A 16,803-nucleotide genomic window follows, 5' to 3' on the forward strand; every position below is an offset into this window, starting at 1 on the left:
CTGTGCTTTAACAAGTTAATCCGCCGTCTATCGCAATTATCTGTCCGGTCATAAAGGACGATTCAGGAGAAAGCAGGAAACGAACGAGTCCGGTCATATCGTCTGTTTCGCCTAAACGCCCCATCGGCGTCCTTCTGATAATCTGCGATTTTTGTTTTTCCGGCATATTTTTCGTCATATCGGTGTCCACAAAACCGGGGGCAAGTGAATTGACACGGATTCCTTTAGACCCGAGCTCCCTGGCCAGGCTTCGCGTCAAGCCGTCAAGAGCCGCTTTGGATGCGCTGTAGACTGAAGTGCCTTTAAATCCTCTTGAACCGATAATGGAGCTTATGTTAACGATTGATCCGGAATTTTGTTTCAGCATGACCCGGGAAACGTTTCGGGTCAGCTTGATGACTGAACCGATATTCAGATTGAGGATGCGGTCAATGTCTTCATCATTGGTCAGGGGCAGCAGCTGATCAAGGTTCAAACCGGCGTTATTGACCAAGCCGTCTATTCTGGAAAACTTGCGGTATACTTGAAGAACAAACTGTTTCATGGCGGCATCATCCGCCGCATCCGCCGCTTCCCAATAAAAACGGTCACGGTACTTTTCACTCTCTCTCAATGTGTTAATAAAATCAGATTCACTGCGGCTGAAAGCGGCTACTTTGTAATTCTCATCCAAAAGCGCCTGTACAATCGCTTTTCCGAGCCCCCGGCTACCTCCGCTGACGACCGCTACTTTTCCGTTATTCATATTTGCCTCCTGTTTTACACGTTTCTTATTTTTTTAAATCGGTCATTAGACAGTTTCCGATCTGTAACAGAGATGATCTGCGGTATCTGATATGGCTGCAGCTTCTGTCTGCAATGAGCTACGGCCCGCTTTCTGAAAGATTTGATATCTTCCTCTTTTTCAAGCACGGCCTCTGCCGCGACAATCTCGCCCGTAATCGGATTTTTTCGGCCCGTTATGAGAACATCCCGGACATTCGGTATCTCCAGAAAGACGCTTTCCACCTCTGCCGGAAACACTTTCTCTCCGCCCACATTAATAATTTCACTCTTTCTTCCGAGAATTCTTATATATTCGCCGTCTGTTTCCACCTGGTCACCGGTGTCGTACCAGCCGTCTTCATCGAAAGGTGAGGGTGCGTTTAAATAGCCGAGCATCGCCGACTCAGAACGGACCCAAAGCGTGCCTCCGGTAATTTTGGTCTCTGTTCCGGCACCGCCTACTTTCATCCAAGTGGATTGGCTGTCTTTTGATTTCGTTGAGAATATACCCAACTCAGTTAATCCGTATGTTTGTTTCAGCCGTACATCCGGAAACAGCCGGTGAATGCCGCGCAGCGTTGATTGGGGCATCGGTTCTGTGCCGTAAGTGATCAGCTGGAGTGAAGACAGGTTATAGCCGGCATCCGCCTTGGACATCAGCAGCATGTTTAAAAAGGTCGGGGTGGCGGGGAGCACTTGGACAGCATGTTTGTCGACCGCCTGATAAACGGACTCCGGCGTTCTGCTGTCTGATGTGACGATCGTTCCCCCGTTAAACAGAATCGCAAACAGCGTATTAATGCCGCCTATATGATCCAATTTCAGAAAAATGAGCGTACGCAGCGGTTTTCTCTTCGCCGTTTTGTATTTTTCAAGCAGCCGGCCGGCGCTTAACACGGATGCTTTGCTTTTGCCGGAGGTTCCCGATGTGAAAATAATAATGCCTGACTCCCCTCTCTCTCGCAGGTCATCAAGCAGAGGGTGAGAGGCGCTTTCAGAACCTTCACGAAGCGTCCAGCTGTCATTTTCATTTATTTCAATGATTTGATTCACTTTCGCGTCTTCAAACATATCAAGATGCTTTTCCCTTGATTCATTGCTGAGAGGGACAACGATATTTCGGTTTAACAAAAGCGCCATCAGCAAAAAAATGGCGTTCGGGGAATAATCCCCGATAAGCGCCACACATTCTCCTTCACGTATTCCGTTTTGTTCAAGTTCTTTCTGAAAAAAGCTGATTCGTGTCAGCAAATCATCATACGTAAAAGTCTGCCCTTTAAAAATGAGAAACTCACTGTCCTGCGTTTCCCTAAGCTTATCAGTCACCCAGCTGATATCTCCCCTGCTTTCTGTTTTCATGATTGAGCACTGTCCATATATTTTTGATAAATATCACAAATGCTGCCGACGGTTGTAATGCTGGAAATCGTTTCTCCTTGGGAAAAAGGATCTACTCCGGTTTCCATCTCCATCTGTGCGACTAATTGAGCGATATCCAGTGATGAGAAGCCCAGATCCTCTATGACTCTCACATCATCTCCCGCTTCGACGGCCCGATATGACTGCTGTTCTTGAATATCCTGAATAATTTGAGCGATGATCTGCTTCATTTCCTTGGTTTGTTCCATTTGCTTTCAGCTCCATTCTTTATTTTATAAACTTCTGATGACCCGTTTATAATCCGGAATATGATCTTGTGAAGAGGTCGGCACCGCCAGCAGCTTATCCACCTTGGAAATGGCCAGCAATGTATGATTCCTTTTCATATAGACTTCAATCTGATAGCTGATTTTCGCCACTGAGATCATACCGAGGGACTCACCGTGAAAGTCGGGATCGCATTCTTCAATGTGTCCCGTCATATAAATATCAAGCTCTTCATCTGCAAAACAATTTCCGTAATAATACGTCTCTCTTTCAAGCAAAAATAAATGCCGCGCGATTGAAACCGGAAAACCCGGCTTCGACCGGCGCGTCATCCATTCAAATTCCGCCGCATCCATTATCTTGCTGAATTTCGCAAACACCATGGCATGCCCCGGCGCAGCATCCTGATCAACAGGAACCCGATATGAAACGGGGTCCGCTGTTTTGAGGTTGCCCGGCTTCATACCGAAAGCGTCCGTTCTGATTTTCTTTGAGCGCATCAGCGCGTAAGGCGGCTTGGCTAGCTTAGAAAGTTCCGCAATGCATTCAGCCTTCGGCGCTGAGACTTTGCGGGTCGAACCTTCTGTTTGCGTGACGTCGACGACAATTAAACTATTGGCTTTCATAGAAGGAAACCGTCCGCGGTCCCACTCGCTTTTATCAGAGCTGACCGCTCCTTTCGGCCCGAACAAATAATCAGATTCTAATATGGTTTCTCCAAACCGGGAGATATCGACTCCGACGGAAACCTCGTCCCATAATCGGTACTGATCAAGAGGCTTATCTGAAGGAACTTTGAGATGTGTCATAAAATAAGCCGGATACAAAATCAGCCCTTGGTGATCGGCCATCTGATCAGGCCGGAATCCCGTTCCGTCCGTTAAATGGTGACTGTGTGCGTTGCCGAATAACAGCAGCAGCGCGTACTCATTCAAATTCCCTAACCCGACATGGCTCATCGTTAATTCATGATTTTCAATCAGCATGGTAGTCCTCCGCAGAAAAAATGTAATGTCTGGTCATACTCAGCCTGTAATCGATACCAGCCTTTGCGCAAGAAGGCCGGCTGTTTCTTCCATGAGCTGTTTGCCGATCAAGTCGACATGCCTGTTCCTCCAATTTTCAAGCGGGGTTCCTTTCACCCATTGATTAAACGCCCCGAGTGCAGGGCCGCAATGAATTTGGTAATCTATTTTACTTTCGCTTTTTCCTTCCAGAGCGAGTCTCGTCGTATGGGAAAAATACCATTTAAATACCATCGCCATTTTGTGTTTCGGATTCTGTTCGGCTTTGGCGATCTGTTCAGGAGATTTATCACGTTTCAACTGCTCATACACTTCCTCAAAACTGCGCTGGAAATACTTATCTTCAATTAATGTTTTCGTTTTTTCATCTATTTCATCTAAAGAATTGTATTGTCTGTACAAGTCAAAGAGTTTATTGGCTCTTGCCGGGAAAAACAGGCCTTTTTTCAGCACCTGCACCCTTGCTCCCGCTTCAAACATATCTCCCGCGGGAGCGTATGACGTATCCTGCACGTTCGCTTCCTGAAGCAGATCTTTCACTGAATCACTTGTCCCGGCTTCGACCGTGCATTGATTAATAGAACCGGTTCCGATAAATTCGGCGCCGAGCAGAAACGCCGCAGCAGCCGCTTCCGGAGTGCCGATGCCCCCGGCTGCGCCGATTCTTACTTTTTTCGCATAACCGTGCTTCTCCATCATGCGGTCTCTGAGTCTGATCATGGCAGGCATTAATGTATACGGAATCCCTTGGTCGGTATGCCCTCCTGAATCCGCTTCAACGCAAATGTCATCAGCCATCGGAATTTCTTTTGCAAGCGCCGCTTCCCCGGCTGTCAGCCGATTGTCAGACACAAGTCTTTCCAGCACATGAGCCGGAGCCGGATTCAGAAAGGCCTCAGCGACTTCAGGCCGGGATACTTTCGCGATGATTCTGTTTTGAACTGACACCGACCCGTCATGATTCCTGCTTAATCCCTTTGCCCTGTATATCACGAGAGCCGGGGTTATGCCCATAAATGCCGATGCTTCAATAAGATGAATGCCGTTTTTCAAATATAAATCTATCATTCTGACTTCCTTGTCAGGTGACATCATATGATGAAGAAGATTCAATCCGAATGTTTCCCCTTGCCGCAGTGCAAACCGGATGGTTCCGATGGCCTGCCCGATCCGTTCGATACTCAATCCGCCCGTTCCGAAAAAGCCCAGCATTCCCGCTTTTGCCGCTTTAATGACCATCTGTTCCGAAGCAATTCCTCTGTACATGGAGCCCGTCATGTAAGCATATTGGATGTTATAATCTTTTTTAAAATCTTCGTTCCCTAATCTCATTCCCGCCGTTTTTTGTGAATCAGCTGCCGATGCTTTAACATCAGCAGTATCAGACTCTTCTTTCGGCATTGGTAATGGGACGGCATCTTTTTTAATCTGCCGCGTCAGTTTTGTCAGCACTTCCCCGGGCCCGACTTCTGCAATTTCATTATTTTCAAGCCCCATCAGACGGCGTATCGTGTCCGTCCACTTTACCTGATTGGTCATTTGCAAAGTCAGATTTGTTTTGATTTCATCATTTTTATAAGGTGCGGCATGAAGATTTGAAATCACCGGAAAACGAAGAGGCATAAACGCCGTTTCTTCTAAATAATCCGCGAACTCTTTTTCAGCATCTTTCATATAGCGGGAATGGAAGGCGCCGCTCACATTTAAAGGAAGATACATTCTCACGCCGGCTTTTTCAAAGACGGGGCCCGCTTTTTCAATGTCTTGTTTCGTTCCGGCGATCACAATTTGCGAAGGTGAATTGTGGTTAGCGATATCAATGCCGGTCAGATGATAATCGGATAGAACCTCTTTTACTTGTTCAGCCGTAAACCCCAAAACCGCCGCCATGCCTCCGGGAGCTGCCTTGCTCATGAGCTCCCCTCTTTTTTTCACAAGCTGCAAACCGGTCTTAAAATCAAAGCAGCCGGCCGCAAATAACGCATTATATTCTCCTAAACTGTGCCCTGCGGCGTAATCGGGCTCTCTGCCGGACTCTTTAATCTTCTTTAAATAACTGAGTGCACTTACCGTATATAACGCCGGCTGGGTAAATTGCGTTTTCCCCAGCTGATGATTCGGATCCTCCAGACACAATTCTTCTATAGAGTAGCCTAATATGTCATCAGCCTGACGTGTCAGATCTTGAAATTCATCAAACAGCCCGGCTCCCATTCCTTTAAATTGAGAACCCTGCCCCGGGAACACAAACGTAAGCATCTTATCCTCATCCTTTCCGCATCGTCAATTTGAATATCACATGTGGTTCTCCATACAAAAACGTCTCTTATATTTATTGACTGGTGTAAACACCGCCATAAAAATAAAAACACAAACGCGTTTGCGATTCAGCACAGGTTTAAAAATCGCAAACGCATTGTGTTTTCCTTTTCTAACATAATTTATATAAAGACATCTTGCTTGTTTACTGAATGTTTCGCATGACAAGCTGCAGTGCCAATATGCCCGAAAACAGCCATGACGGCACACTTCTCCCTTATCATGTATATGTAGATATATACACTGCAATCATTTTTATAATCCCTATTTCCTCTTCAACGTGCCGAAACAGCGATTGAAATTTAATAGGTGCTTTACTTTAATTTAATAAATTTAACAAATAGTTGCTATTTAAAGAGAATAATATCAATTTATAGATAATAATGTCAAGGCTTTATTTCGTTATTTTCTGACATTTATTCCACAGTTTTATATTCGGTGGACAGTCGGCATAATTGTTTCGGGATAAATGTCAGATAATTCCCTGAACCCTTTTCATGTCAAAGAAAATTCATCACCTCTCTGTCAATTGGGTCTATACTTATTTTTCATTTTCATATATTATGTAAAAAAAAGACGAATTAGAAAAATTTTTAATCACTTTAAATACTATCCATTAAATACTTTCTTTGTATAATAATTTCTTATTATTCTAAGGAGGATCCAGTCATGAAATGGTACGCACTTTTTGTAGAGTCGGGAAAAGAAGAAGCAGTTCAAAAATTTCTGCGTCTGCAGTTTGATGAGCAGGCTCTCTACTCAATCATACCCAAGAAAAAAGTCACAGAACGAAAAGCCGGAATCAAATACGAGGCACTCAAAAAGATGTTTCCGGGATATGTTCTGTTTAAAACAAAGATGACAGAGCGGACATTTCATAAAATCAAAGAACTCCCCATTTCATGCAGAATCGTGAATAACGGCGCATATTATTCCAAAGAGCGTAAAACCTATTTCACGACAATTAAGGATGAAGAAATCCTCCCTATTATCAGACTGATCGGAGAAGGAGACACTGTAGATTATTCAAAAGTCTATATTGAAAATTCAAAAGTAACCGTTGCCTCAGGGCCTCTTAAAGGAATGGAAGGCATTATTAAAAAGATCGATAAAAGAAAAAGACGCGCCAAAATCTGCCTGTCTTTTATGGGACTGGACAAAATGGTCAACGTCGGAATTGAAGTGCTCTCCAAACCCTAGCATTTCAAAAAAAGCATCAACAGCATGTGCCGTTGATGCCCTTTTTATATAAACAGACGAAAGCCCGACATCAAAATAACCCCGCTCACCACCGTCACGGTCAAATTTTTGTTTTCAAGGCATAGTTGACCTGAAGCCGGGCTGCGCCTATGAGACAAAATCATATTTAGGGGAATCCATTTTAATCAAGAGCGGTGAATTGACGGTTGAGCTTCATGACGAAAAGCATATGCTGACTTCGGGCGATGCCGCACAATTATTTTCATTCCTCGGATGAACCGGTGACATATTTTATGCTGGTCTATTATCCTGAACCGGCTTAAACGCATATCAGGCTTCTTCAGACAGAAGCCTGATGGACCGCAACCCATTCTTGTATGCATTGAATCAGTTTCTGGACAGAAGGTGTCTGCGTCTCCTTTGCATGAGCTGTCAAAATGCCGAGCTGCCTGGAGACATACCGGTCGAACCGTTTGATGAGCACATCACAATCATTCACCAAAAGCTGCGGCAGGATGCTGATCCCCAGATTGTTCCGCACCATTGCAATTATCGCTTCATCCCCTCTGATTTGATAAGCGACCCGCGGTGTGATCTTTTCTTCCTTCAGCACTTTCAGCACATCAAAATGTGTCTCCGGATAAGGCACGATACATTTGACGGATTCCATGACATGTAACGGAACCGTTTCACATTGCGCCAATTCATGCTGCGGGCTCATCACCGCTACAATCGGGTCCTCGGCCAACGGGTAAAAATGCCACTTCTCGCTGTGGGATGTCCCGATCGCCGCATCAATCCGGTCATCTTTCAGCCATTGTTCCAGCTCAGTAGAATTTCCTTCAAACAAATGCACCTTAATAGAAGGATACAGCTCATTAAATTCCCTCAAAATTTTCGGCAGCCATTTTACCGCCACGCTCGTAACAGTGCCGAGCCGGACTTCCCCTCTTTCTAACCCATTAATATTATCAACGGTTTGAGACAGTTTTTCATAGTTTTTTTGAATTTCCTTCATAATATGTAACACTTTCAACCCATTTGCGGTGGGCCTCACTCCATGCCGCTGTCTGATCAAAAGCGGAAAACCGTACTCTTCCTCTAATTTACTGATCATTTGGCTGATGTTCGGCTGTGTGTAATTCAATATGGCAGCGGCTTGGGTCAGGCTGCCGCTTTCTACCGTTTTAATAAAGGCTAAATGCTTCTTTAAATCCAACCGGCTTCATCTCCCAGATATCATTACTTATTATCCAATGCATTAGTTATATTTAGTTTACTTATACATCAATCAAAAATAAAATGGCAATGTCTCCATCATTATACTTGATAACAAACAGAAGGTGAGCGTTTCAGCATGAGTTTTCTCATTCAATTTTTTATCGGCGGCACCGTTATGGTGGCCGCCGCGTATTTAAGCAAGTCGAAATACTTATTTTTATCAGGCGTTATCACATTGCTGCCGATCATGACGTTATTGAATATTCACTTGCAGCTGAAAAATATGAGCCCCGACGATTTCAGAGCCGCTCAAAAAAACGGAATATTCGGTGCCTTCGGCGCAGTGATCTTCATCAGCAGTATTTTCATCCTGACAAACTGGTTCAAAGGAGGCCACGCAGTCATCGGTGCGTTTCTCATCTATATTTGCTATATGATCGGCTGTAAATGCCTGTTATGAAGATACGGCCACGCTGTGTATAAAAAAATGCCCGTCCAGAACAATAAGAACGATCTGTTCAGTTGTGAGCAGTTTATATGACTGAATGATCATGAGTTGTTATAATCAATGTCTAAAAACATTCCGGGAGGCGAAATAAATGGCGAGAAAATTATTCACACCATGGACCGTTAAAGATGTAACGATCAAAAACCGTATTGTTATGGCACCGATGTGCATGTATTCCTCACATGAGAAGGACGGAAAACTGCAGCCTTTTCATATGGCGCACTACATATCGCGTGCAATCGGACAGGTCGGCCTGATTATCGTGGAAGCGACAGCCGTTAATCCTCAGGGGCGCATTTCCGATCAGGATTTGGGCATTTGGAGCGATGATCATATCGAAGGTTTTGCCAAACTGACGGAACAAGTGAAAGCGCAAGGATCTAAAATCGGCATTCAGCTTGCGCACGCCGGACGTAAAGCTGAGCTTGAGGGAGACATTTACGCTCCGTCAGCCATTCCGTTCGATGAGCAGTCCAAAACACCGGCTGAAATGACGACAGAACAAATTAAAGAAACCATTCAGGAATTCAAACAGGCAGCGGCGCGCGCGAAAGAAGCCGGCTTTGACATTATTGAACTTCATGCCGCACACGGCTACTTAATGCACGAATTTTTGTCCCCTCTGTCCAATCACCGTACAGACGAATACGGAGGCTCACATGAAAATCGCTACCGCTTCTTAGGCGAGACCATTGAAGCCGTCAAGGAAGTCTGGGACGGCCCGTTATTTGTCCGTATTTCTGCATCGGATTATACAGACAAAGGGCTGGACATTGCGGATCATATCGGTTTTGCGAAGTGGATGAAAGAACAGGGAGTCGACCTCATTGATTGCAGCTCAGGCGCACTCGTTCAAGCTGATATTAACGTCTTCCCCGGCTACCAAGTGAGCTTCGCGGAGAAAATCCGTGAACAGGCCGAAATTGCAACAGGCGCCGTCGGTTTGATAACGACGGGAACAATGGCGGAAGAAATTCTGCAAAACAACCGCGCTGACCTTATTTTTGTCGCGAGAGAACTTCTGCGCGATCCGCACTTTGCAAGGAGTGCAGCGAAGCAGCTGAATACTGAAATACCGTCACCGGTCCAATACGACAGAGCATGGTGATGAAGTGACAGCCGGAGTTTTTCGATCCGGCTGTCTCTTTTTTTATTTTTCGAGAAACGATTGCCGAAGCTTCTCCGTCTTCCCTATAGAACCAATTAGAGGAGATGACTCCAATGAAAGCAGCATGGATGGAAAGGACATATCTGATTGACGGGTGTCCGTTTTATACGAAACACCGTAAAGGCGCCGGCGAAGTGACGATCGTCTTTGAAGCCGGCTACGGCACTTCTTCTGAAACATGGACATCATTACTCGCTGACATAGATGAAGAATTTGGGGTTTTCACATATGACAGAGCCGGAATCGGCAAAAGCGGACGAAGCCGAAACAAGAGAACGGCGGACCATATGGTACAGGAATTAAACGCTCTTCTTCTGAAGGCCGGCGTCAAGCCTCCTTACCTTGTCGTCTCGCATTCATACGGCACGATTATCAGCAGACTTTGGGCGAGCCGGAACCGCCGGGATATTCTCGGGATGGTGCTGCTTGATCCGGTTTCTGAGGATCAGGAGACGAAAGTGCTTCCGCTTCTTCCTGAAGAAATGAAGGCCGCCTATTTGAAACAGTTCAAATTGGAAGGATCACACGCGGAATTTTTAACAAGCCTTAGGCAGATCCAGCATCAGCAGATTCACTTCGGCGATATGCCGCTGTTGATTTTATCATCGGGAGAGCGGGATGAGCGCTTAAAGCACGCTCATGAACAATGGGTGAAACTGCACAGAAGCATGCTTGATGTCTCTTATCAAAGCGGATGGATTCAGGCCAAAAACAGTTCTCATGCCATTCATCACGATGAACCGCACATCGTCCACCTTGCCATTTATGATGTTTGGTGCGCGGTGCGCCAGCAAATGAATGCTCCTGCCTATCAGGCGGTAAACTGATAAAACAAAAGCCATTGTGCAACGGCACAATGGCTTTTGTTATCGTGATCTATTTGGTCTCACGATGCAAAGTATACTTTTTCAACCGGGGTGAATACTTTTTCATTTCTAACCGGTCCGGATTCGTCCGTTTGTTCTTCGTCGTGATATAATTTCTGTCCCCTGTCTCTGTACAGGCCAATGTAACATTCACACGCATCATTTTCACCCCTTTTGTAAATCGTAATTATTACGTTTTATTATATCTCATCAGAAAAAAATGTCAAGCGTCTATTTTTTAAGACCGCTCCACAGTGACCTCCATGAAGTCAAATGCGATCTTACTGTTTTCAAATACCGCTTTCGCCTCATGTTCGAGACGCTCTATCGGCGATTCACCCTGATACCTTGCGCTGATATGAGTTAAGATCAGCTGTTTGGCGCCTGCTTTTTTTGCCGTTTGCGCAGCCTGTTCTGTCGTCGCGTGATAATAATTATGTGCGAGCTTTGCATCTTCCTTGGCAAACGTCGCTTCATGAACAAGCACATCCGCATTGCGCGCAAGCTCCGTTACCCGCTCTGATGCCCTCGTATCCCCGGAAAAAGCGACGATTCTCCCTTTTTTCGGGGATTCCAGAAAATCCCGTCCGTTAATGATTCTGCCATCGTCAAGTGTGACCGTTTCGCCTTTTTTGAGTTTCTGATAGACGGGTCCGGGCGGGATATTCATTTCTTTCAATCTGCCGGCCTGCAATGCGCCGGGAATATCCTTTTCCTGAACCCGATAGCCGAACGCTTCCACACCGTGAATGACGGATGCTGCGGTAACAATGAAGTGCTCATCTTCAAAAACCGTCCCCTCTTCGATTTCATGTACGGTAAGAGGATACGTCAGATGAGTCGCCGTCACGTTCAGGCTTGTTTCGATAAAGGCTTTAATGCCTTTTGGCCCGTAAATCGTCAGCTCTTCTTCACCGCCCTGAAATGAACGGCTCCCCAACAGACCCGGAAGACCGTAAACATGGTCGCCGTGAAGGTGGGTGATGAAAATCTTTTCTATTTTCCTTGGTTTGATTGTTGTATGTAATATCTGATGCTGAGTGGCTTCTCCGCAATCAAACAGCCATACGGAACGCCTTTCTTCAAGAAGCTTCAGCGCGACGGACGTTACGTTTCTCGTCTTTGCCGGCATGCCGGCCCCCGTCCCTAAAAATAATAATTCCACAATGCTTCCTCCTAGACCTTTGTACTACTAAGGATACAGGATCAGGCTGAAAATGTGAATTCACCCGGGCCTTCTCCTGCCTGATTAATTTTTTTCCGCAAACCGCAAAAAACAGGCTGAAATGTTTGCTTTCAACGAATTTTAGATTTAAAATGAAGGAAATATGCGGGGTTTTAAACCATGCTTCAGATAAAGTGAGGTACTCTAAGTGAAAACAAACGACAAACCAAAAGCAGTAATTGTAATATTTGGTGCCACAGGGGATTTGGCAAAACGAAAACTTTACCCATCCATTCACCGTTTATATAAAAATGGTCAAATTGGTGAAGAGTTTGCAGTTGTAGGTGTTGGAAGAAGACCTTGGTCAAACGAGGACCTCCGGGAAACGGTTAAAACGTCTGTTTCTTCTGCCGGGCAAAAAGACATAGACGATTTCACATCTCATTTTTATTACCATCCGTTTGATGTAACGAATCCGGGTTCCTATCAGGAGCTGAATGTCCTGCTGGATCAGCTTGAACATACATATGAAATCCCGAACAACAGAATGTTTTACTTGGCGATGGCTCCTGAGTTTTTCGGCACGATCGCAAAATCACTTAAAAACGAAGGTGTCACAGCGACAAATGGCTGGTCCCGTCTCGTCATTGAAAAACCGTTCGGCCATGATCTGCCGAGTGCGAAAGAGCTTAACAAAGAAATACGCGAAGCTTTCACGGAAGATCAAATTTACCGGATCGACCATTACTTAGGCAAACAAATGGTTCAAAATATCGAAGTCATCCGGTTTGCAAATGCGCTGTTTGAGCCGCTGTGGAATAACCGCTACATCTCAAACATCCAGATTACATCAAGTGAGGATCTCGGCGTTGAAGATCGCGCGAGATATTATGAAAAATCAGGCGCACTCCGTGATATGGTTCAAAACCATATTTTACAAATGGTCGCTCTCTTGGCAATGGAACCGCCGATTAAACTGAACACGGAAGAAATCCGCAGCGAAAAAGTGAAGGTGCTGAGAGCTCTCCGCCCTGTCGCTCCAAACGAAGTGAGTGACTTCTTCGTCCGCGGACAATACCAAGCGGGAAAGATTGACGGAAACGCTGTACCGAGCTATACAGATGAACAAAATGTAGCACCGGATTCCAATACGGAAACATTCGTGTCCGGAAAGCTGTTAATCGATAACTTCCGCTGGGCCGGCGTTCCGTTTTATATCCGCACAGGGAAACGGATGAAAGAAAAATCAACGAAAATCGTCGTTCAATTTAAAGACATTCCGATGAATCTTTATTACGGCAATGAAACGAATGTAAATCCGAACCTGCTTGTCATCCATATTCAGCCGGATGAAGGCATCACACTATATCTGAACGCTAAAAAATTAGGCGGAGCCGCTCATGCTCAGCCGATTAAGCTGGATTACTGCAGCAACTGCAGTGATGAAATGAACACACCGGAAGCCTATGAAAAATTAATCCATGACTGTCTGCTCGGTGATGCGACAAACTTTGCCCATTGGGACGAAGTGGCGCTTTCCTGGAATTTCGTCGATGCGATTTCCGAAACGTGGGCAGCCGACAAAACCCTTTCTCCGAATTATGAAGCCGGGTCAATGGGACCGAAAGCTTCGGACGACCTTCTTGAAAAAGACGGCCTTCACTGGTGGAATATATAAGAAAAAATTAAAAAACCGCGGCGCCGTTCATGACGGCCCGCGGTTTTTAATATCAGGAAAAGCCCCCGCAATCAATGCGGGGGCTTCTTCATTACTTCATCCATTCAGTATGGAAAATGCCTTCTTTATCTGTGCGTTCATACGTATGCGCGCCGAAGTAATCACGCTGCGCTTGAATCAAGTTTGCAGGAAGCACTGCCGTACGGTAGCTGTCGTAATACGCAAGTGCGCTTGAGAACGAAGGTACCGGCACGCCTTGGGCTACGGCAAGTGAAATCACTTGGCGAAGGGCGCCTTGGTAGCTTTCTGCAATGTTTTTGAAGTAGCTGTCTAACAGCAGGTTGTCAAGCTCCGGTTCACGGTCATATGCGTCTTTGATCTTTTGCAGGAACGCCGCGCGGATGATACAGCCGCCGCGGAAGATCATCGCGATTTCACCGTATTTCAGATCCCAGTTATATTCTTCAGACGCGGCTTTCATTTGGGCGAAGCCTTGTGCGTAAGAACAGATTTTACTCATGAAGAGCGCTTTTCTGACCGCTTCAATCAGCTCTTCTTTATTTTCAGTGACCGGCTTAACGTCTGGTCCGGACAGAAGGCCGCTTGCTTTCACACGCTCTTCTTTCATTGCGGAAATGAAACGCGCAAAAACAGATTCAGTGATAATCGGAAGCGGCACGCCTAAGTCAAGAGCGCTTTGGCTTGTCCATTTACCCGTTCCTTTTTGGCCCGCTTTATCAAGGATGACGTCAACAAGCGGTTTGCCCGTTTCTTCATCTTTTTTAGTGAAAATATCAGCCGTGATTTCGATCAGATAGCTGTCAAGCTCTCCTTTGTTCCACTCAGCGAATACTTCGTGAAGCTCTTCGGCAGACAATCCGAGCACCTGTTTCAGAATGAAATATGACTCAGAGATCAGCTGCATGTCACCGTATTCGATACCATTGTGCACCATTTTTACATAGTGCCCCGCTCCGTCCGGGCCGATGTATGTCGTACAAGCTTCTCCGTCCACTTTAGCAGAAATGGCTTCTAAAATCGGTTTTACGAGTTCGTGCGCTTCCTTTTGGCCGCCCGGCATAATAGAAGGCCCTTTCAGCGCTCCCTCTTCACCGCCTGATACACCCGTTCCGATAAAGTGAATGCCGCTTTCGGCAAGCTCTTTGTTCCGGCGCTGTGTATCTTTATAGTATGTATTTCCGCCGTCAATCAAAATATCGTCTTTTTCCAGATGAGGAAGAAGAGATTGAATCGTCGCATCCGTTGCAGTTCCCGCTTTAACCATTAATAAGATTTTACGGGGTGTTTCAAGAGACTGGACAAACTCCTCAATGCTGTATGTGCCGACAACATTTTTGCCTTTTGCCTCTTCTAAAAACTCTTCCGTTTTGCTGCTTGATCTGTTGTATACAGACACAGAAAATCCCCGGCTTTCGATGTTAAGAGCCAGATTTTTACCCATTACCGCAAGACCGATAACTCCGATTTGTTGTTTTGACATATTCTAACGTCCCTTCTTCAAACGTTTAACCATTTTAAAATTTAAATTAAAATAAAATGATATTTATACTAAAGAAATTATCATACATAACCCCTTTTTTCAAGTTATTCACCTTTTCTTTTCATCCTGAAAAAAGTCTCTGTTAAAGCTCGTTCCCCTTGTTTTGCTTTCTTCTTTTTTTATAACGGCGCCTTTTCTGATCAGGTTTTGGCCGTACTTTTCATTCAGCTCGTTCATCATCTGAAAAATCGGCTCATCCTTTGCGTCCTCCTTGAATGAAAACAGATCAAGCTGTTTATACGCCTGCTGTTTTTCAACCAGTTCCGTCCCGGTGATGCCGAGAAGCCTTACCGGATTTTGGTTCCAGTGCTTGTCAAACAGTTCCATCGCCGCTTCCATGATGTCTTTTTTCTGATCAGCCGGATTGCTGAGGGTCATGCTTCTTGTGACCGTTTTCCAATCCGCATACCGAATCATGATGAACAGCCGGCAGGCCATGACCTCCTTACGCTGGAGCCGTTCGCTCACAGACAGCGCGAGCCGGTCAAACACGCCCGTTAATTCATCCCAGTCAGCCGAATCATGCGACAGGGTGGATGAGTTGCCGACGCTTTTAAATTCATAAATCCGCTCGGGATTGACTTCTGCAGGATGGATGCCGTTCGCTTTATCCTTCAGCCTCGGGCCGTTTATGCCGAGAAGCGTTTTCAGCGCATGTTCATCTCCTTTTGCCAAATCACCGATCGTTTTGATGCCGAGCGTTTTTATTTTTTCCGCAGTTTTCGTTCCTATACCGTGCATCTCTTCAATCGGAAGAGGCCATAAGACGTCCGGCAGCTCTCTTTTTCTTAAAATGGTGATGCCGAGCGGTTTTTTCATGTCAGACGCCATTTTAGCGAGAAATTTATTCGGGGCGATGCCGATGCTTGACGGAAGCAAAAGCTCTTTTTGCAGTCTCGCCTGAATGTCTTCGGCTGTCTCATACGCCCTGTGTCGGTGCGGTGTGTCCGTAATATCCATGTATCCTTCATCAATAGAAACAGGCTCGACTAAATCCGTATACTCCCTCAGAATGCTGAACATTTCTTTTGACGAACTCCGATAGCGGTCAAAATTCGGAGGCACGACGATGAGTTCCGGACAGAGGCGTTTTGCCCGCCACACCGGCATGGTGGTCTTTACGCCCCGCGCTCTCGCTTCGTAGCTGCAGGTGACGATGATTCCTTTCCGTTCCTTCACGTTTCCGGCAACGGCGATAGGTTTTCCTCTTAAAGACGGATCATACGCCATTTCTACGGAGGCATAAAAACTGTTCATATCGATATGAAATATAATTCTCCCTTTTCCGGCCACTCCCGGCGCCTCCTTTCCTTTCATAGACAACCTTATATATATGTAGTAAAATAAGAGCTGAATGGATGTGATAAAATGATTCTTGAGTCAATGAATGACTTTTTATTTTTAGTCGATTTTTTCACAATTATTCTTCCCGCTCTGACCGCGATCGGCATCGCTTTTCTTTTGCGTGAGCGCCGCGCAGGCGAGCATTGGAGAACGAAACGAATAGATGGACATCAAGCAGTCGTTCAGCTGAACCGAACAGACTTTCTTATTATTATATATCATCGCATTACAACTTGGATACGTAAAGTCATCCGCATGAATTCACCGGCGAATGATGATGAAGATGTCAGCTTCCTCCTTTTATAACGGCAAGTGAAGATAAAAAGGAGGAGACAT

16 protein-coding genes are annotated in these 16,803 nt (G+C 45.5%); 6 read left to right on the plus strand and 10 right to left on the minus strand.

Annotated features, from left to right (window positions below; all coding sequences use genetic code 11):
- Nucleotides 1-7: 7 nt before the first annotated feature.
- From ACWJJS_RS12230 to fabD, 5 genes are read right to left on the minus strand one after another with little or no spacing between them, the layout of a single operon-like run.
- Complete coding sequence (locus ACWJJS_RS12230) at nt 8-745, minus strand: SDR family oxidoreductase (protein WP_454023608.1); 738 nt, start codon at nt 743-745, stop codon at nt 8-10.
- A gap of 14 nt (nt 746-759) precedes the next feature.
- Complete coding sequence (locus ACWJJS_RS12235; protein WP_176283415.1) at nt 760-2,124, minus strand: long-chain fatty acid--CoA ligase; 1,365 nt, start codon at nt 2,122-2,124, stop codon at nt 760-762.
- A complete protein-coding gene (locus ACWJJS_RS12240) occupies nt 2,121-2,393 on the minus strand; it encodes an acyl carrier protein (RefSeq protein ID WP_003153264.1) in 273 nt (90 codons plus the stop codon). Before ACWJJS_RS12240 ends, ACWJJS_RS12235 begins: the two co-directional genes overlap by 4 nt.
- Nucleotides 2,394-2,417: 24 nt before the next feature.
- Nucleotides 2,418-3,398 (minus strand): LnmK family bifunctional acyltransferase/decarboxylase, encoded by a 981-nt coding sequence (locus ACWJJS_RS12245; RefSeq protein ID WP_014418317.1) that lies wholly within the window; start codon nt 3,396-3,398, stop codon nt 2,418-2,420.
- 39 nt (nt 3,399-3,437) lie between these two features.
- Nucleotides 3,438-5,696 (minus strand): ACP S-malonyltransferase, encoded by a 2,259-nt coding sequence (gene fabD, locus ACWJJS_RS12250; protein ID WP_454023609.1) that lies wholly within the window; start codon nt 5,694-5,696, stop codon nt 3,438-3,440.
- A gap of 729 nt (nt 5,697-6,425) precedes the next feature.
- On the opposite strand from fabD, the gene loaP reads away from it, so the two are divergent.
- On the plus strand, nt 6,426-6,956 hold the full coding sequence (loaP, locus tag ACWJJS_RS12255) for an antiterminator LoaP (protein ID WP_003153257.1): 531 nt from the start codon (nt 6,426-6,428) through the stop codon (nt 6,954-6,956).
- A 340-nt stretch (nt 6,957-7,296) separates the two neighbouring features.
- Here loaP and ACWJJS_RS12260 read toward each other — a convergent pair whose 3' ends face one another.
- Entirely contained in the window at nt 7,297-8,175 is an 879-nt protein-coding gene (locus tag ACWJJS_RS12260) for a LysR family transcriptional regulator (protein ID WP_070082078.1), read from the minus strand.
- 138 nt (nt 8,176-8,313) lie between these two features.
- Here ACWJJS_RS12260 and ACWJJS_RS12265 point away from each other — a divergent pair, with 138 nt between their 5' ends.
- The 3 genes from ACWJJS_RS12265 to ACWJJS_RS12275 all read left to right on the plus strand — a co-directional run bounded on the left by ACWJJS_RS12265 (nt 8,314) and on the right by ACWJJS_RS12275 (nt 10,680).
- Nucleotides 8,314-8,637: a GlpM family protein gene (locus ACWJJS_RS12265; RefSeq protein ID WP_015240166.1), complete on the plus strand. Its 324-nt coding sequence runs from the start codon at nt 8,314-8,316 to the stop codon at nt 8,635-8,637.
- Between the two features lie 139 nt (nt 8,638-8,776).
- Nucleotides 8,777-9,793, plus strand: coding sequence for an NADPH dehydrogenase NamA (namA, locus tag ACWJJS_RS12270; RefSeq protein ID WP_003153250.1), 1,017 nt, complete (start codon nt 8,777-8,779; stop codon nt 9,791-9,793).
- Nucleotides 9,794-9,906: 113 nt separating this feature from the next.
- Complete coding sequence (locus tag ACWJJS_RS12275; protein ID WP_043867272.1) at nt 9,907-10,680, plus strand: alpha/beta fold hydrolase; 774 nt, start codon at nt 9,907-9,909, stop codon at nt 10,678-10,680.
- Between the two features lie 49 nt (nt 10,681-10,729).
- On the opposite strand, the gene rpmG is transcribed toward ACWJJS_RS12275, so the two are convergent.
- Both rpmG and rnz read right to left on the minus strand, forming a co-directional pair.
- Nucleotides 10,730-10,879: a 50S ribosomal protein L33 gene (gene rpmG / locus ACWJJS_RS12280; protein ID WP_003153246.1), complete on the minus strand. Its 150-nt coding sequence runs from the start codon at nt 10,877-10,879 to the stop codon at nt 10,730-10,732.
- Nucleotides 10,880-10,957: 78 nt separating this feature from the next.
- Nucleotides 10,958-11,884 carry a ribonuclease Z gene (gene rnz, locus ACWJJS_RS12285; protein ID WP_003153244.1) on the minus strand — a complete coding sequence of 309 codons (927 nt, stop codon included), beginning with the start codon at nt 11,882-11,884 and terminating at the stop codon, nt 10,958-10,960.
- 208 nt (nt 11,885-12,092) lie between these two features.
- Between rnz and zwf the strand changes: the two genes are divergently transcribed.
- Complete coding sequence (zwf, locus tag ACWJJS_RS12290) at nt 12,093-13,562, plus strand: glucose-6-phosphate dehydrogenase (RefSeq protein ID WP_053573216.1); 1,470 nt, start codon at nt 12,093-12,095, stop codon at nt 13,560-13,562.
- Between the two features lie 91 nt (nt 13,563-13,653).
- Here the strand turns inward: zwf and gndA are convergent, their stop codons facing one another.
- Both gndA and ACWJJS_RS12300 read right to left on the minus strand, forming a co-directional pair.
- The gene (gene gndA, locus ACWJJS_RS12295) at nt 13,654-15,063 is read right to left on the minus strand and encodes an NADP-dependent phosphogluconate dehydrogenase (protein WP_003153241.1); all 1,410 of its coding nucleotides are present in this window, start codon (nt 15,061-15,063) and stop codon (nt 13,654-13,656) included.
- 108 nt (nt 15,064-15,171) lie between these two features.
- Complete coding sequence (locus ACWJJS_RS12300; protein WP_029973901.1) at nt 15,172-16,416, minus strand: DNA polymerase IV; 1,245 nt, start codon at nt 16,414-16,416, stop codon at nt 15,172-15,174.
- A 75-nt stretch (nt 16,417-16,491) separates the two neighbouring features.
- Here ACWJJS_RS12300 and ACWJJS_RS12305 point away from each other — a divergent pair, with 75 nt between their 5' ends.
- Nucleotides 16,492-16,773: a hypothetical protein gene (locus ACWJJS_RS12305; RefSeq protein WP_454023610.1), complete on the plus strand. Its 282-nt coding sequence runs from the start codon at nt 16,492-16,494 to the stop codon at nt 16,771-16,773.
- Nucleotides 16,774-16,803 lie beyond the last annotated feature (30 nt).

Source organism: Bacillus sp. JK106 (assembly GCF_053663355.1).

What these genes read in the sequence shown, in the direction of transcription:
- fabD (WP_454023609.1), bottom strand. Translation starts at nt 5,696, where the DNA reads ATGCTTACGTTTGTGTTCCCGGGGCAGGGTTCTCAATTTAAAGGAATG.
- ACWJJS_RS12230 (WP_454023608.1), bottom strand. Translation starts at nt 745, where the DNA reads ATGAATAACGGAAAAGTAGCGGTCGTCAGCGGAGGTAGCCGGGGGCTC.
- rpmG (WP_003153246.1), bottom strand. Translation starts at nt 10,879, where the DNA reads ATGCGTGTGAATGTTACATTGGCCTGTACAGAGACAGGGGACAGAAAT.
- ACWJJS_RS12275 (WP_043867272.1), top strand. Translation starts at nt 9,907, where the DNA reads ATGAAAGCAGCATGGATGGAAAGGACATATCTGATTGACGGGTGTCCG.
- ACWJJS_RS12245 (WP_014418317.1), bottom strand. Translation starts at nt 3,398, where the DNA reads ATGCTGATTGAAAATCATGAATTAACGATGAGCCATGTCGGGTTAGGG.
- ACWJJS_RS12235 (WP_176283415.1), bottom strand. Translation starts at nt 2,124, where the DNA reads ATGAAAACAGAAAGCAGGGGAGATATCAGCTGGGTGACTGATAAGCTT.
- loaP (WP_003153257.1), top strand. Translation starts at nt 6,426, where the DNA reads ATGAAATGGTACGCACTTTTTGTAGAGTCGGGAAAAGAAGAAGCAGTT.
- gndA (WP_003153241.1), bottom strand. Translation starts at nt 15,063, where the DNA reads ATGTCAAAACAACAAATCGGAGTTATCGGTCTTGCGGTAATGGGTAAA.
- namA (WP_003153250.1), top strand. Translation starts at nt 8,777, where the DNA reads ATGGCGAGAAAATTATTCACACCATGGACCGTTAAAGATGTAACGATC.
- ACWJJS_RS12265 (WP_015240166.1), top strand. Translation starts at nt 8,314, where the DNA reads ATGAGTTTTCTCATTCAATTTTTTATCGGCGGCACCGTTATGGTGGCC.
- ACWJJS_RS12240 (WP_003153264.1), bottom strand. Translation starts at nt 2,393, where the DNA reads ATGGAACAAACCAAGGAAATGAAGCAGATCATCGCTCAAATTATTCAG.
- ACWJJS_RS12305 (WP_454023610.1), top strand. Translation starts at nt 16,492, where the DNA reads ATGATTCTTGAGTCAATGAATGACTTTTTATTTTTAGTCGATTTTTTC.